The sequence below is a fragment of the Flavobacterium ginsenosidimutans genome, from assembly GCF_003254625.1.
GTDB lineage: Bacteria > Bacteroidota > Bacteroidia > Flavobacteriales > Flavobacteriaceae > Flavobacterium > Flavobacterium ginsenosidimutans.
Map to the genome: position 1 here is coordinate 87,048 of NZ_QJRJ01000067.1, position 16,666 is coordinate 103,713.

At 31.3% G+C, this 16,666-nt stretch carries 15 protein-coding genes and 2 tRNA genes; 6 read left to right on the forward strand and 11 right to left on the reverse strand.

The features are described 5' to 3' along the window. Positions 1-194: 194 nt before the first annotated feature. Positions 195-878 carry a TapB family protein gene (locus tag DM444_RS03555; RefSeq protein WP_111284046.1) on the reverse strand — a complete coding sequence of 228 codons (684 nt, stop codon included), beginning with the start codon at positions 876-878 and terminating at the stop codon, positions 195-197. Between the two features lie 163 nt (positions 879-1,041). On the opposite strand from DM444_RS03555, the gene DM444_RS03560 reads away from it, so the two are divergent. The 4 genes from DM444_RS03560 to DM444_RS03575 are packed head-to-tail and all read left to right on the forward strand — an operon-like array spanning position 1,042 to position 3,928. After that, on the forward strand, positions 1,042-1,596 hold the full coding sequence (locus tag DM444_RS03560) for an RNA polymerase sigma factor (RefSeq protein WP_111284078.1): 555 nt from the start codon (positions 1,042-1,044) through the stop codon (positions 1,594-1,596). 14 nt (positions 1,597-1,610) lie between these two features. Next, positions 1,611-2,144 carry an anti-sigma factor gene (locus DM444_RS03565; protein WP_111284048.1) on the forward strand — a complete coding sequence of 178 codons (534 nt, stop codon included), beginning with the start codon at positions 1,611-1,613 and terminating at the stop codon, positions 2,142-2,144. Beyond that, positions 2,128-3,186, forward strand: coding sequence for a hypothetical protein (locus tag DM444_RS03570; RefSeq protein WP_111284050.1), 1,059 nt, complete (start codon positions 2,128-2,130; stop codon positions 3,184-3,186). The genes DM444_RS03565 and DM444_RS03570 overlap by 17 nt, the downstream gene beginning before the upstream one ends. Before the next feature lie 19 nt (positions 3,187-3,205). Continuing rightward, positions 3,206-3,928, forward strand: coding sequence for a head GIN domain-containing protein (locus DM444_RS03575; protein WP_111284052.1), 723 nt, complete (start codon positions 3,206-3,208; stop codon positions 3,926-3,928). A gap of 94 nt (positions 3,929-4,022) precedes the next feature. Here the strand turns inward: DM444_RS03575 and DM444_RS03580 are convergent, their stop codons facing one another. The 6 genes from DM444_RS03580 to DM444_RS03605 form a co-directional block, all read right to left on the reverse strand. Continuing rightward, positions 4,023-5,348 (reverse strand): MFS transporter, encoded by a 1,326-nt coding sequence (locus DM444_RS03580; protein ID WP_111284054.1) that lies wholly within the window; start codon positions 5,346-5,348, stop codon positions 4,023-4,025. A 160-nt stretch (positions 5,349-5,508) separates the two neighbouring features. Next, complete coding sequence (locus tag DM444_RS03585) at positions 5,509-6,318, reverse strand: M48 family metallopeptidase (protein WP_111284056.1); 810 nt, start codon at positions 6,316-6,318, stop codon at positions 5,509-5,511. A gap of 84 nt (positions 6,319-6,402) precedes the next feature. Next, positions 6,403-8,802, reverse strand: coding sequence for a glycoside hydrolase family 31 protein (locus DM444_RS03590; RefSeq protein ID WP_111284058.1), 2,400 nt, complete (start codon positions 8,800-8,802; stop codon positions 6,403-6,405). 203 nt (positions 8,803-9,005) lie between these two features. After that, entirely contained in the window at positions 9,006-10,910 is a 1,905-nt protein-coding gene (glgB, locus tag DM444_RS03595) for a 1,4-alpha-glucan branching protein GlgB (RefSeq protein WP_111284060.1), read from the reverse strand. Positions 10,911-10,971: 61 nt separating this feature from the next. After that, the gene (locus DM444_RS03600; RefSeq protein ID WP_111284061.1) at positions 10,972-12,252 is read right to left on the reverse strand and encodes a glucose-1-phosphate adenylyltransferase; all 1,281 of its coding nucleotides are present in this window, start codon (positions 12,250-12,252) and stop codon (positions 10,972-10,974) included. After that, on the reverse strand, positions 12,242-13,669 hold the full coding sequence (locus DM444_RS03605; RefSeq protein WP_111284062.1) for a glycogen synthase: 1,428 nt from the start codon (positions 13,667-13,669) through the stop codon (positions 12,242-12,244). Before DM444_RS03605 ends, DM444_RS03600 begins: the two co-directional genes overlap by 11 nt. Positions 13,670-13,785: 116 nt before the next feature. Between DM444_RS03605 and DM444_RS03610 the strand changes: the two genes are divergently transcribed. Both DM444_RS03610 and DM444_RS03615 read left to right on the forward strand, forming a co-directional pair. After that, positions 13,786-14,652 carry an alpha/beta hydrolase gene (locus tag DM444_RS03610; RefSeq protein ID WP_111284064.1) on the forward strand — a complete coding sequence of 289 codons (867 nt, stop codon included), beginning with the start codon at positions 13,786-13,788 and terminating at the stop codon, positions 14,650-14,652. A 49-nt stretch (positions 14,653-14,701) separates the two neighbouring features. Further along, the gene (locus DM444_RS03615) at positions 14,702-15,352 is read left to right on the forward strand and encodes an endonuclease III domain-containing protein (protein WP_111284066.1); all 651 of its coding nucleotides are present in this window, start codon (positions 14,702-14,704) and stop codon (positions 15,350-15,352) included. Here the strand turns inward: DM444_RS03615 and DM444_RS03620 are convergent, their stop codons facing one another. The 4 genes from DM444_RS03620 to DM444_RS03635 all read right to left on the reverse strand — a co-directional run bounded on the left by DM444_RS03620 (position 15,353) and on the right by DM444_RS03635 (position 16,533). Continuing rightward, on the reverse strand, positions 15,353-15,793 hold the full coding sequence (locus DM444_RS03620; protein ID WP_239455571.1) for a nuclear transport factor 2 family protein: 441 nt from the start codon (positions 15,791-15,793) through the stop codon (positions 15,353-15,355). A gap of 10 nt (positions 15,794-15,803) precedes the next feature. Further along, positions 15,804-16,256 (reverse strand): DUF1569 domain-containing protein, encoded by a 453-nt coding sequence (locus tag DM444_RS03625; protein WP_111284068.1) that lies wholly within the window; start codon positions 16,254-16,256, stop codon positions 15,804-15,806. A gap of 112 nt (positions 16,257-16,368) precedes the next feature. Then, positions 16,369-16,454 (reverse strand) — tRNA-Leu (locus tag DM444_RS03630). 6 nt (positions 16,455-16,460) lie between these two features. After that, a tRNA-Phe gene (locus tag DM444_RS03635) sits at positions 16,461-16,533 on the reverse strand. Positions 16,534-16,666: the final 133 nt, after the last annotated feature.

Consider the following 16,666-nt stretch of genomic DNA (forward strand, 5'->3'; position numbering starts at 1 on the left):
TAGTTTTTACTGAAAACACGTTTCGTATTTCAATTACAAGATAGGGCATAAAAATAGACAATCATTATGCCAAAACAAACTTAAAGTACAAATAATTCGAATTAACTATTTTTAGAAAAATAATTGATTGTACAGTTTAGAAAATAAAAAACCCGAAAAAGAATTTTCGGGTTTTAAAAATGTATTTTTTAGAATTATTTTACAGAATATGAAACTAATTCTGAAGTACTTCCTGATGTTTCAAATTTAACGATTCCAACATCTTTAGCGATCCAATAGTAAGAATCAGATGAAGATGTTTGTCCTTGCATTGAAGCATCCAAATGGAATTTAAATTTAACAACATTATCATAAGTAACCTCTTTCACTTTTATACTTGTTCCTTTTTCTAAAATAGTTCCTGTATAATTTACAGTCATTTTAATAGCTGGAAAATTAGCTATGTTAAAAGTTGTTTCTTGAGAATAACTTCCTGTCCAAGTTTGATTAACTTCTAGATAATCTTTAAAAAAGATGAATTCATAACCAGTCATTTTACCAGTTATTCCTTCTGCATCATAAGTAACTTCATCAATACTTACATAATAATCTCCTTTAACCTTTTTTAATGAAGCGCCTGCTGTACCAGAAATTTCATCATTTCCTCCAAATAGCTGATTAAATTTATAATATGTATTGCCATCTTTATTTGATGAGCTTAGAATTTTTATTGTGCTTTCAGATCCATCTTGATCAAAAATCCATTGATTTCCTACTTTAGAAGGCCAGTAATCGCCTGTTGATTCGCCAGCCGTTTCACCAGAATCACTACTGCATGAAGTTAACATAAATCCTGTCATAACAAACAGGATAGTAAAGCATTTGTTTAGTTTTCTCATAATTGAATTTGTTTTTGGTATTAAAATTTTATGTGAAATTATAGCAATGAATGTATTATACCTTACGGCATTACGTAAAATCAAAAAATATTTTTTATTTTTTTATCAAAACTGTAACAAACAAAAAAAAGCCAAGTCTATATTAAAAACCAAAAGCCGCTACTTGAATATAAAAAACCAAAATATCGAAGATCTAATTGCGCTTTGTAAAAACAACAACCAGAAAGCGCAGTTTGAAATATACAATCGCTATTGTAAAGCGATGTATAATGTGGCTTTTCGTATTGTAAAAGACGAACATTTTGCACAAGACGTCATGCAAGAAGGTTTCTTAAAAGCTTTTACAAAAATCAATGACTATAAACAAGAAGTGGCTTTTGGTGCATGGTTAAAAAAAATAATCATCAATTATAGTATCGATTTTTATAAAAAAAACAACTCTTTTCAAGTAGAAGATTTAAGCAAACAGCTTTATAAAATTGAAGAAAATGACGGAATTATTTCTGAAAATATTGACTTAAACAGTCTAAAAGTAAAACAGGTTTTAGATACAATTCTACAGCTAAAAGACAATTACAGAATGGTATTGACGCTTTTTTACATTGAAGGTTATGATCAAGAAGAAATCTGCGAAATTTTAAACATTACCTATGCAAATTGCAGAACAACTTTGAGCAGAGCAAAAGACAGCTTGAGAAAAAAATTGGAAGAGATATAAAATGAATTGGAATTATGAAAAATGAAAAAGACAATTTAGACGAATTATTCAACAGATTTGAAAACCAATGGGACATTCAGGAATTAAAGCCTGATCATCAAATGGATTTTCTGCAAAAATTAGAAAAGGAAGAACCTAAGAAAAAATATTGGTTCGTAACGGCTATTGCCGCTTCGATTGTATTAATGATTGGAATATCTCTTTTTTACAAAAATGAAAAACCACAAGAATTCAAATTTGCCTCTAAAGAAACTAAACGTACCGATTCTATTTTCAATATTCTGATTGATAACGAACTGGTTAAACTAAAAGAAAAAAGTTCGCCTGAAAATGAGCAGATCATTAATGACGCCTTGAATCAGATGAAAACTTTTGATGCTGATTATCAAAAAATCATAAATGAATTGCAGAAAAATGGCGAGAACAAACAGATTATTTATGCAATGATAAACAATCTTCAAACGCGTATTTCTTTTTTACAAACCGTTTTGAAAAGAATTGAAGACAATGAAAAACTAAAAAACACCTCTAATGAAAAAACACTATAACTTACTAATCTTATTTCTTTTGATTCCATTTTTAGGATTTTCAAATGATGATACTTTTATAACAAAGCAAAAAAACATAAAGAAAACTTATATCGTAAACTCGAACGCAGGAATCGATGTTGATAATAAATACGGAAATATCACTGTGACAACTTGGGACGAAGATAAAATTGATCTGGATATAACCATAAAAGTGAACGGACCAAATGAAAATTGGGTTAACGAACGATTAAATAGCATTGATGTAGATATAACTGCACTAAAAGGATTAGTTTCTGCAGTTACTAAACTTGGAAGTTCTAACCTTAAAAGTAAAGGAAGCAATAACAGTTTTGAAATTAATTATGTTATTAAAATTCCAAAAAATGGATCTGTTAAATTGGCCAATAAATACGGTAATATTTTTGTTCCAAATGCAGAATCTTCAACAGAAATTGACTGCAAATATGGAAAAGTTGTTTTAGGAAAATTAAATGGAACTAACAATCAAGTTTCAATTCAATATTGCCAAAATTCAAGTATTGATTACATAAAAACAGGAAACGTTGATGCTAGATATTCTGGCCTTAAAATTAGTGATTCTGGAAATTTAAATCTAAGTGCAAATTATACAGATGTTAATCTTTTAGATGGCCAAAACATCAAAATGGATTGCAATTATGGGACTCTTAAATTTGATAAAGTCAATTCTTTAAGCGGTTCAGGAAATTATTTAACGATTATTATTGGAGAAATCTCAAGCAATTTTAGCTATGATACTAATTATAGTAAAATCAAAATTGAAACAATGAATGAAAAAGCTGGAAATATCAACATAAATTCCGGGTATACAGACATTTCGATTGGCTATGTACCAAATTATGCTTTTGACTTTGATATTTCTGCAAGATATTCGAATATCAAACATGACAATACTTTAGATATTTCTGTTTCTGAAGTCAAAAACAACAGCAAAAGAATTGCTGGCTTCTACAAGAAAAAAGGCCAGAATAAAATCAATATTAATTCGAACTACGGAAATATTTCGCTAACAAAAAATTAATCATCTAAAAATCAAAACAATGAAAAAATCAATTTTACTATTAGCATTATCGGTGCTTTTCATAAACAGCACTATTAATGCGCAAGACAATAACAAATTAAAAGGAAACGGAAATGTTGTAACAGAAACCAGAACAACTGGAGATTATGACGGAATTAGAATTTCAGGCTTTTTCGATGTGGATTTGGTTGCTGGAAAAGAGGGAAAAATAACTTTAAAAGGTGAAGAGAATTTATTATCTGCAATTAAAGTTGAAGTTGAGGATAATTCGCTAAAAATTTATGTTGAAAAATTTACGAATATAAAACCAACTAAAAATATTCAGATTACAATTCCTTTTGAAAAAATATCTGAATTGAGTTTATCTGGTTCAGGAAACATTCAGTCAAAAGACGTAATTAAAAATGACAAATTTGTCGTGAAATTATCTGGCTCTGGAAATTTTACTTTACCAGTTGATGCTAATAATTTGGAATTAAACGTAAGTGGTTCTGGAAATGTACACTTAAAAGGAACTGCTGATAATTTTTCGACAAAACTTTCTGGTTCGGGCGACATCGATGCTGCAGATTTAAAATCAAAAATTGTTGAAGCAAATGTTTCAGGTTCTGGAAATAGTAAAGTTTCTTGTAACGAAAGTTTAACTGCAAGAGTTTCAGGCTCTGGAAACATAAGATATATTGGAAATCCTGAGAAGAAAGATGTAAAAGTTTCAGGATCAGGAAGCATTTCAAAAAGCTAATTATAGAAGAAAAAAAATCACGAATTACAAAACTATCATCAATCAAGTAATAATTATTGCAATTCGTAATTTGGCTATTTTAAAGGCGTTTCAATTAATTTGAAACGTCTTTTTTATGTACTCTTCTAAGAAGGAAGATTGCTGTAATAAAGAAAATTGCTAAAATTACAATTGCCGCACGCGGGCTTCCAGTAATTTGATCTATAATTCCGTAAACACACATTCCAATTACAATTCCGATTTTTTCAGCAACATCATAAAAACTAAAAAATGAAGTCGTGTCTTCTGTTTCTGGAAGTAATTTCGAATACGTAGATCTTGATAAAGCCTGAATTCCTCCCATTACTAAACCAATTACGGTTGCCATAATGTAAAAATGCAATGGAAGTGTAATAAAGAATGCCAAAGCACAGAAAACAGCCCATAAAGTATTGATAACAATTAATGTTGGAATATTTCCCCATTTTGCAGAAGCTCTGGAAGTTAAAATTGCTCCCAAAACAGCTACTAATTGTATAAGTAAAATACAAATAATTAAACCAATTGTACTTTCTTCTTTTGAAGACCATTGAATTTCCTGAGCTCCAAAATATGTAGCAACCAACATTACGGTTTGTACTGCCATACTAGAAACAAAAAAACCTCCTAAATAACGTTTTAATGGTGTAATATTCTGTAAAGCTCCCCAAACCTTTTTAAGCTCTTTAAATCCGTTAAAGATAACATTTTTAGTTAGTTTCTGAGTTGTTTCTCTACTTCCGTTTGGTAAATAGTAATAAGTATATTGACTGAAAAGAATCCACCATACTCCGACCATTACAAACGAATAACGCATTGCTTTCATTGCAGCTTCTCCATCTGTACCGGTAATACCAAAAAGTTTTGGTTTCATGATCATTGCTAAATTTATAATAAGCAAAATCACACTTCCTATATATCCTAAAGAATATCCTTTTGCACTAATTTTATCCTGTTGATCTTCAAATGCAATATCAGGAAGATAAGAATTATAAAAAACTAAGCTTCCCCAGAAACCTAATAATCCTAAAAAGTAAAATAATAAACCAACATAAATATTATCCAAATCAAACCAATACAATCCCATACATGACAAAGCCCCCATGTAACAGAAAAACTTCATAAAGGATTTTTTATTTCCAACATAATCGGCGATTCCTGATAATAGTGGGGAAATAAATGAAACAACTAAAAATGCTGCAGCCGTAATAAAACTAATTAAAGCCGAATTTTTAAGATGCATTCCGAAAACATCAATATAATGATCACGATCGGAAAATAAAGCTTCATAGAAAATTGGAAATACAGCAGAAGCAATTGTTAAGGTATAAACTGAGTTAGCCCAATCGTAAAATGCCCAAGCATTTAAGAGCTTCTTATCTCCTTTTTGAAGTTTTTTCATAGAAATGATTTTATTAATAGGCTACGAATTTATCTAATTTTTATCATAATCGGATAGAAATTATTCAATTCGTGCATTATTAAATCATCAACTCTTCCTGAAAGAAAAAAGCTACTCGAAATCGAATAGCTTTTTTGCATTATATAAAAATAAGTTTGTCTTATTTTATTGTTCCAACTTTAAGAGCAATCGCTTTTGCTTCAGGAATTAAAGCTTTAATATTTGCAATTCTTGTTGCATCAGACGGGTGCGTACTCATAAACTCAGGAGTTCCAGATCCGCCAGATTTAGCTGCCATCCTACTCCAGAAAGTAACAGCGTCGTCTGGATTATATCCTGCAATTGCCATTAGAGTTAAACCTATTTTATCTGCTTCGCTTTCATTACTTCTGCTAAATGGAAGCATTACTCCCACTTCAGAACCAATTCCGTAAGCTTGAGAAAATATTTGTCTCGTTGATTCGGATTTATTGCTTGTTGCTGCATCAAGGGCTACACCTCCTATTTGCTGCAATTGTGCTGCAGACATTCTTTGTGCGCCATGATTTGCAAGTGCGTGAGAAACCTCGTGTCCCATTACAGTTGCTAAACCTGCTTCGTCTTGCGTAATTGGCAAAATACCAGAATAAACCACAATTTTTCCTCCAGGAAGACACCAAGCATTTACTTCTTTATTATCAACAAGTTTATATTCCCAACGATAATCTTTTAAATATTGAGATTGTCCTAAATAATTCAGATACTTCTCTGCTGCCGCTTTAATTTTATAACCAACAGTTTCTACGCGTTTTGCATCTGCTGTTCCAGTTATCACTTTATTCTCTGATAAAAATTGACTGTATTGCTGGAATGAAGATGGAAATAGTTCACTATTTGAAACAAAATTCAAATTTTGTTTTCCTGTAATTGGATTTGTTGCACATGCTATAACAAGCGCTCCAAAAATTCCTAAAAACACATATTTTTTCATAATTCACGCTATTTTTATATCAAAAATACAATTAAAAAAAATAAAATATTTTATACAATTAGGAAAAAAAATATCAGAATTAAACTATTCCCCAACAATATGAAGTTCATTAAACTCTTTATCAATGATTAAGAAATTATTCTTCTCAAAGCTAACTTTATCAAATTCAATTTTTTCGTTGTCGATTTCAATCTCAGAAACTTTAAATGGCAAACCAATTAAGTTGATTTTGTATTTTGTATAAGGAGTTATGTATTTTCCTTCTTTATGGAGCTGGATAATCAATTCTTTTTCTTTTCCGATATTTCTTAATGACAAGAAGCTGTAACGTCCTTTTTTATAATCATAACCATCTTGTGCATCTTCATAAACTGCTGACTGTTCTTTACCATTTTTGAAATAAACATCAAGCGTTAATTCATCAAATTCTAACTCACCAACATATTGTTGAACCGGGTATTTCGGAATAATTGCACCTGCTTTTACAAAGACTGGAATCTCATCAAATTTGGTATCAACCCAGATTTCTCTTCCACCTATAAATAGCTCATTTGTCCAATAGTTATACCACTCACCTCTAGGAATATACATACGTCTACCTACAGCATTAGGTTCAAGTATTGGGCAAACTAAAATCTGATTTCCGAAAATGAATTCATCATTACGATAATGCGTTTGTGTATCATCTTGATCGAAGTAAACCAAAGGTTTCAGCATCGGAATTCCTTCTTCAATATACTGCCAAAACATTGTATATAAATAAGGCAATAATTGATAACGAAGACTAACAAATTTTCTAGTGATATTAATTACTTCTTCATCAAAAGCCCAAGGTTCTTGATTTCCGTGATCTCCAGATGAATGCGTTCTACAAAACGGATGAAAAACACCTAACTGAATCCAGCGAGCATATAATTCGCCTGTTGGCTGTTCTGCAAATCCTCCAATATCAGAACCTGTAAATCCCATTCCTGAAATTGACATTCTCTGTACCTGAATATTAGCTAGCCAAAGATGTTCCCAAGTTGCGACATTATCACCTGTCCAAGAAGAAGTATAGCGTTGCGCTCCAGAATATGCTGATCTCGTAATTACAAATGGACGTTTTGGATATGCAAATCGCTTAACACCATGATAAGTTGCTCTTGCCATTTGTGTTCCGTAGATATTATGAGCTTTTCTATGACTGCAAGGATTTCCATCATAAATATGACGAACATCTATCGGGAAAGTCTTATTTGGAACTTCCATTACTGCAGGTTCGTTCATATCATTCCAAACTCCTTTAACTCCAATATCTGCAACTAATTCTTTAAATAATCCTGCCCACCATTCTCTAACTACAGGATTTGTGTAATCAGGAAAATTACATTCTCCTGGCCAAACTTTTCCTTTCATATAAGGTCCATCGGCTCTTTTACAGAAATAATCTTTTTCTAGAGCTTCTTTATAAACCCAATAATCTTTATCAATTTTAATTCCAGGATCTATAATGACAACTGTTTTAAAACCATCTTCAGCTAGTTCAGCAACCATTCTTTTCGGATCTGGAAAATAGTTTTTATTCCAAGTAAAACATCTAAATCCCTCCATATAATCAATATCCAGATAAATAGCATCGCATGGAATTTGAAGCTCCCTAAATTTTGATGTAATTTCTTTTACCTTACTTTCAGGATAATAACTCCATTTACATTGATGATATCCTAAAACCCAAAGTGGTGGTAATTCTGGTTTTCCTGTCAAATCAGTGTAAGTAGTTACAACATCTTGCATTTGCGGACCGTAAACGAAATAATAATTCATTTCGCCTCCTTCTGCCCAAAAACTAGTTACATTTCTTCTTTCCTGACAAAAGTCAAAGAAAGTCCTAAATGTATTATCGAAGAAAATCCCGTAAGATTGTTTATTATGAAGGCCAATATAAAACGGAACTACTTTATAAAGAGGATCTTGGTCTTTTTGATAAGCATATTGATCTGTGGCAAAATTTTCGAGTCTTTTACCTTTAAGATTCATTTGAGTAGCTTTGTCTCCAAGACCATAATAACATTCGCCATCTTTAGAATATTTACTCATTTTTACGATATTTCCACCGTATTCATAGCTTTCTTCCCAATGAAAACCAAGTTCATCTTCAAGAATTAGAAAATCATTTAAATCGTAAATTGAAAGACGTACATCAGCTTTCTGAATTTTACATTTTACTTTGCTAGTTCTAATTTGATAGTATGTTTCTTCTTCTGTAACTTCTAAAAAATTATAACCATGAAGCTGTGTTTTATCAATAGCATAAGAAAAGTCATTGCTAAAATATCCTTTTGTAGTAAAACGAAAACGAATTAAACTATCACGAAGAATTGTGACTTTTAAGATTACTTTATTATCTGTATTAAAGAAAACCGAATCTCCTTCATGTTCATAAGAGACAATTTTTGATGGATATAAATCGCCTTTGTATTCTAATGATGTGTTTGTAATCATATCTCGAATGAATTAATTTATAACTTTGTCTTTCTTTCAAACATACAAAAAAAGTTCGTAAACCTCTATGAATAAAAGGTTTATTCACGAAAACGTTTTTTCTGACTGAGTCTTAAATTACTGATCAAAAAATCGATAAATCGATAATTTTAATACGATATAATAACAAAATCTTACCAGTAAAAACGATTGTAAGATTTTTATTAAACCAAAGAATATACGGTTACACTAAGTGGTGGCAAAATTAATTCAGCTGAAAAATCTCTTCCATCATAAGAAATTGATTCAACATTTAATGAATTTGAACTCTCAACTCCGCTTCCGCCATATATTTTGGCATCACTATTAAAAATCTCTTTTAATTTGCCTTTTTTCGGAATTCCAATTCTGTAGTTCTCTCGAACGACTTGGGTAAAGTTGCAAACCACAATTATATTTTCATCTGGATTATTCCCCTTTCTGATATATGATAAAATTGCATTTTGATGATCGGAATAATTTATCCATTCAAAACCATCTCCTCTAAATTGCTTTTCATACAATGCGGGCTGTGACTTATACAATTGATTTAAATCTGTAATTAATCTTTTTATTCCCGAATGAAAATCATATTGAAGTAAATGCCAATCTAAACTTTGCTCAAAATTCCATTCAGATGTTTGTCCGAACTCCGCTCCCATAAACAAAAGTTTCGTTCCTGGATGCGTAAACATATATCCGTATAATAATCTCAAATTTGCAAAACGTTGCCATTCGTCACCAGGCATTTTATAAATAAGAGAATTTTTGCCATATACAACTTCGTCATGAGAAAACGGAAGCATGAAATTTTCAGTAAAGGCATAAGTCATCGAAAAAGTCAATTCATTCTGATGATATTTTCTATAAACTGTTTCTTTTTGAAAATACTTTAAAGTATCATGCATCCAACCCATCATCCATTTCATGCCAAAACCTAAACCTCCAACAGAAGTTGGTCTTGAGACCATTGGAAACGAAGTACTTTCTTCTGCAATAGTTTGAACTCCAAAGAAATTAGAATAGATTACTTCATTAAACTCTTTAAGAAAACTAATGGAATCCAAATTCTCTCTTCCTCCAAAAATATTAGCTTCCCACTCGCCATCTTTTCGAGAATAATCCAAATAAAGCATTGAAGCTACGGCATCAACACGAAGTCCATCAATATGGTAATTTTGAAGCCAAAAAACAGCATTACTTATTAGAAAAGCTCGAACTTCATTTCTTCCATAATTAAAAACTAAACTTTTCCAATCTGGATGATAGCCTTTCCTTCTATCTGGATGTTCGTATAAATGCGAACCGTCAAAATAACCTAAACCATGTGCATCGTCGGGAAAATGCGATGGAACCCAGTCTAAAATTACTCCAATCCCTTCCTGATGAAGCCTATCTACTAAAACCATAAAATCCTGCGGTTTTCCAAAACGAGAAGTAGGAGCAAAATATCCTGTCAATTGATAACCCCACGAAGGATCATAAGGATATTCCATAATTGGCATAAATTCAACATGCGTAAAACCAGTTTCCTTTACATATTTTACTAAATCATCTGCAAGTTCAAGATAAGTCAAAAAACGATTATGATCTGCTCTTTTCCAAGATCCTAAATGAACTTCGTAAACCGAATAAGGTTTATCTAAAGCATTAAAATCCTGACGATTTTGCATCCAATTTTCATCTTTCCATTTATAATCTAAATCCCAAACAACAGAAGCAGTTTGAGGCGGTTTTTCGCAATAAAGTGCAAAAGGATCGGCTTTTTCTGTTATTACACCATTTATATTAGATTGAATTTTATATTTATAAAGTGTTCCTTTTGAAATATCCGGAATAAATCCTTCCCAAATTCCAGAAGAATCCCAGCGAACATTTAAAGCATGTTCTCCTTGCGTCCAATAATTAAAATCACCAACGACCGAAACTGAATGAGCTGTTGGTGCCCAAACTGCAAAATAAACACCTTTTATCCCATTAACTTCAATTAAATGAGCTCCAAGTTTTTCATATAGCTTGAAATGCTTTCCAGCTTTGAACAAATCTATATCAAAGTCAGTAAAAAGAGAATGTGGGATTACTTTGCTCATATTAGTTTAGAGAATAATTGGGTTTGGAATTTGGGACTTTTATATTGGATTTTTTGAAATTTTATTCTATTCTGAAATTATCTGAAAGCGTAACACCTTTTTTGATAACAACAATTCCATCTTTTATACTGTACAATTCATTGGTGAAATTATCTAAATGCTTTCCTCCGCTAATATGAACGTTGTTTCCAATGCGCACATTCTTATCGACCAAAGCATTTTTGATATAACAATTTTCGCCAATACCAACGTGAATTTTATTTATACTGCTTTCATGGTTCATTTCCTCAAGATCTTGATAGAAGTCATTACCCATGACATAACAGTTTTCTAAAACCGTTCCCTCGCCAATTCTTGAACGAATACCAATTACAGAGCTTTTGATTTCCTTCGCATTAATAATACAGCCTTCTGAAATTAAAGATTGATTAATAATTGAATTTCTAAACTTTGAAGGAGGCAATAATCTTGGTCTCGTGAAAATTTTATTTTCATTATCGAATAAATTAAACTCTGGAATATCATCTGTTAAACCAATATTTGCCTCAAAAAAGGACTCAATATTTCCAATATCTGTCCAATATCCTTCATATTGATAACTTAGTATTTTATGTTTTCCAACGGCTTGCGGAATAATCTCTTTTCCAAAATCTTTTGTTTCTGGATCAGCCATTAATTCTTGCAGCAATGATTTATTAAAAATATAAATTCCCATTGAGGCAAGGTATTTTTTACCTTTTTCCTGCATTTGTTCACTAACTTCAGATTCCCATTCAGGCAATAATGACGCATGCGGTTTTTCTATAAAAGCATGAATATTGTTTTCGTGATCTGTTTTAAGTATCCCGAATTCTGGAGCATCTTTAGCATTTACTGGTAATGTCGCAATAGAAATTTCGGCATCAGCCGCGATATGAGCTTCCAACATTTCATTGAAATCCATTTGATACAATTGATCTCCTGATAAAATTAAAGCGTGGTCGAAATCATGTTTTAAAAAATGTGACATACATTGTCTTACAGCATCTGCCGTTCCTTGAAACCAAGTTGGATTATCCGGAGTTTGTTCAGCCGCCAAAATATCAACAAAAGACTGACTTAAAATACTAAAATTAAAAGTGTTTTTGATATGAGCATTTAACGATGCTGAATTAAACTGCGTCAAAACAAATATTTTAAAGATATCAGAATTGATACAATTAGAAATCGGAATATCTACCAAACGGTATTTTCCTCCAATCGGAACCGCAGGTTTCGATCTTGTTTCTGTCAATGGAAATAAACGTGAACCTTGTCCACCTCCTAAAATAATGGCAACTACATTTTTCTTTTTAAATTTCATTTTGCTGAATTATTAAGTTGTATATTTCGATATATTCTTGGCAAACTCTTTCCCAGGAATGATCTGCTGACATTCCTCTTTTTAAAACTTTATTGAAATTTATTTTATCCTCATACAACCTAACCGCACGGTTTATTGAATAGCAAATATCAGCCACCGAAGCTTGATCGTGACAAACTCCATTTCCTTCATCTCCATAATCAATAACTGTATCTCGTAATCCTCCAGTTCTTCTAACAATCGGAATTGTTCCGTAACGCATCGCATACATCTGATTCAATCCGCATGGTTCAACCCTAGAAGGCATTAAAATATAATCTGAACCTGCATAAATTAAATGTGCCAAATCTTCATTATAACCTATAAAAACATTATAATTCCCTTTATAATCGTTTCGCAGCTGAGTTAACTGCGATTCAATTTCTGAATTTCCTGATCCTAAAATCAAAATATTAATTTCTTCGAAATGTTCAGATAAAGCCAAAGCAGAAGCATGAGGAAGTAAATCACCGCCTTTCTCTTCAAACAGTCGGCCAATAAAACTGAATAAAGGTTTTGATGGATCTAATTCAAATTGCTCACACAACTTTTCTTTATTTTTTCTTTTTCCTATTACAAAATCCTGGATCGAATAATTCTCCTCAATCATTGGATCTTTCAACGGATTCCAGACTTCAATGTCAATTCCGTTTAAAATTCCTCTAGATTTATTTCTAACAGAATTAAACAGCGATTCTAAGCCATTTGCTGAAATATTAATTTCGTTTAAATAGCTCGGAGAAACTGTAGTTACAGCATTGGCACATTTTATACCTACTGCCAAAGAGTTTATAGAATTACTCCATTCCAAAAATCCAACATGTCTTAAATCAAACTCAGGCAGGTAGTACAATTTATCAAAACCAAACCAGCCTTGATATAAACCATTATGAATTGTAATAACCGTTTTTACATCTTTTAAAACCTCATATTTATAAGCAAATTGCAATAAAAAAGGAATAACGCCTGTATGATGGTCATGACAATTAATAATATCAGGAACTTTATTGCGCGCTATAATCCAATCGAGTGTAGCAATTTGAAATGACAAAAATCTTTCTATATCATCTTCATAACCATAAACATTTGGGCGGTTAAATAATTCATTAATTTCTATTAAGTACAATTGATAACCTAATTTATCTGTCGTTTCTTTTAGAACACTAAATGGAAAATTGAAATTCCCCAATTTAACTGTCCCCCAGTGAACACACTCAAAATTATTTTCATTTCTAAACTTAGTGTCATAACAAGGGACAACAACCCTAACATCATGTCCAGCAGATTGCTGATATTTTGGTAATGCTCCTACTACATCAGCCAAACCACCAACTTTTGCCATAGGATAACATTCTGCACTAATATGAAATATTTCCATTCCAGAAATTAATTTATAATTATTTATAAGAAGCAATCAATTAAGTGTTACTTTTATGCTTTTTTAAATTTAGCAAAAAAAAAGCATAATTCTTCATTTAAATAAGTTTTATTGAAATGGCAAAAAAGGCAATTAATCCTACTAAATCATTAAAAATTCCTAAGATTATTATAATTTCTGCGAAAATTTGCGAATTTATATCCACAAAATTAGTTACAAAATTTGCTGCAAAAATCTTTACGACTCCTATAAAGCATAAAGTTCCGAAACGTGAATTAGAAATGGATCGTAAAAGTTTACAAGAATTAATTCCTATTCCTGCAATTGATAAAAGCGTTGTTACTTATACGTATGGACAAAGTCCACGTAAAGTTTTGTTGGTTCATGGCTGGTCTGGAAGAGGAACTCAACTTTTTAAAATAGCTGACGAACTTTTGGAAAACGGATATTCAACGGTAAGTTTTGATGCGCCAGCACATGGAAAATCAAAAGGAAAAACAACAATAATGTCTGAGTTTATAGCATCAATTTTAGAAATTGAAAAACAATTTGGACCTTTTGAGATCGCAATCGGACATTCTTTAGGTGGAATGTCAGTTCTAAATGCGATTAAAGACGGACTTAAAGTAGAAAAAGCAGTAATAATTGGAAGTGGTGATATTGTTCAAGATATTTTGGATGAATTTACTTTTAAACTTGGATTAAAAAAAGAGATTAGTGCGCATTTGAAGGATTCTTTTGAAACTAAATATCAAGTTAAAATGGATGATTTTTCAGCTTTCAGAGCAGCTCAAAAAGTAAAAATTCCTGTTTTAGTAATGCATGACAAAGATGATCCTGAAGTCCCAGTTAAAGCGGGAATACATATTAATGAAAATCTTGAAAATGGATCTTTATATCTAACAGAAGGTCTTGGTCACAGAAAAATTTTAGGAAATCATAACGTTATTAAAAAGATTCTAAGTTTTATTAAAAATCCGTAAATTTATAATCATAAAATTCTAATTACCAATGTTTTAAATTTAAATTAAAATGGATTTATTTGGAAAAAATACGGATTGGGAAACTAAATTAAAGCCAATTTTAAAAGAATATAAAGGACGAAAACATCCATTAGATTATAAAAATCCATATCAGTTATTGGTTATGGTTGTTTTATCAGCTCAGGATTCTGATGCCAATATCAATTCAATTGCACCAGCTTTGTTTGACAAATTCCCTACACTTAAAAGCTTATCAAAAACCGATTTAGAAACTTTCTTGCCATACATAACTAAGGTTCGAAATTATGGAACTAAAGCACAATGGCTTCTGGATATTGCAAAAACAGTTCAAAATGACAACGAAATTCCTTTAACAATGTCAGGACTAACTGCATTAAAAGGCATTGGAAGAAAATCTGCAAACGTAATTTTAAGAGAAACAGGCAAACCGGCCGAAGGAATTATTGCTGATTTACATGTAATACGAGTTGCTCCTAGAATTGGAATAATTAAAGAAAGTAAAGACGGAAATAAAATAGAAAAAGATTTAATGCAGGCTTTGCCTAAAAATATTTGGTCAGAAATAGGAATGGCAATCTCATTTCTAGGTCGTGAAATTTGCAGACCAAAACCAAAATGCCTTGAGTGTCTATTAAATGATATATGCTTGTATTATAACACTGAAATTCTCGAAAATTAGCTATTTCCTTCTGGTATCAATCAAATAAATAATTTTCCAAGAATCTTTTTCTTTGAATAAAGTAAAAGTATTAACACCTGAATGACTGAATTTATCATTTATGTAAAATTCATAAGGTGCCCAAACATGAGCCATTGTTCCGTCAATTTGAATATTGTAGCTCAATATTTTTTCCTGAAATTTCATATTTGAAGGAATTGATGCTATAGATTTATAAAATTCCTTTGCACTCTCATTAGACAGTTTATTCCCTTTAGCAACGTTTTCACTAATAGACTGCAATATCATTTTATCAGAACAAACTAATTTAATTTTTACAGAATCTCTTTGATGAAATCCTTCAAAAAAAGATTCAATACAATTTTGAACTTCTTGTTTTTGAGCATTAGAAGATAATCCAAAAAGAATACAAAAGATAAGTATATAAATTTTCATAGCCATTAACTTAATTTTAAACGCCAAATTGAGAAAAATGATGGTCTAAATGTTTTGCAAACATATTATTCCATTCTTTAGAAGATAAATTACCAAAAGAAAGAGATTCTTTTCCTTCAAACTCTTTTTCTCCTAATTTTTGTGTTCTTTCAATATAAGAAATCAATCTGTTTTTTTCTAGTTCAAAATCACGATCTCCTTTAATAATAAATTGTGGAGCTGTGCTAAGATTTCTTGGATAAGGAGTTTCGCTTACTACTTTATTTTTAGCCAATAGTTTCAGAAGAAGTTTCATTAAAACATTAGGCTTTTGATGAATATCATCATATACCATTTCATAAGTAACATTACAATGAGCCAACATTTGATCAACTGACATCTTACCCCAAAGCGGTTGTGTATCTGATTTAAGCTGGTTAATTCTACTTATAAATTGATCACAATCTTCTTTAAGAAAAACATTTTGCATAGTTTATAAATATTTGAGATAAAATAGTGAAGTAAAAATATAAAATTTAGTGACTGGTCTCAATTTTATGCAAAAAAAAACTTCAATTAACAAAAGCTAATTGAAGTTTTAGTACTCAGAGCGGGACTTGAACCCGCACGAACATTGCTGTTCACTGGATTTTAAGTCCAGCGTGTCTACCAATTTCACCATCCGAGCATTATGTGGTACCTCCAGGGATCGAACCAGGGACACATGGATTTTCAGTCCATTGCTCTACCATCTGAGCTAAGGTACCATATTGCTTATATTTCTATAAGCAAAAGTTAGAATAAAAAACCCCGTTTAATAACAGGGTTTTTCAAAAGAAAGGCGACGACATACTCTCCCACAATAATGCAGTACCATCTGCGCAGGCGGGCTTAACTTCT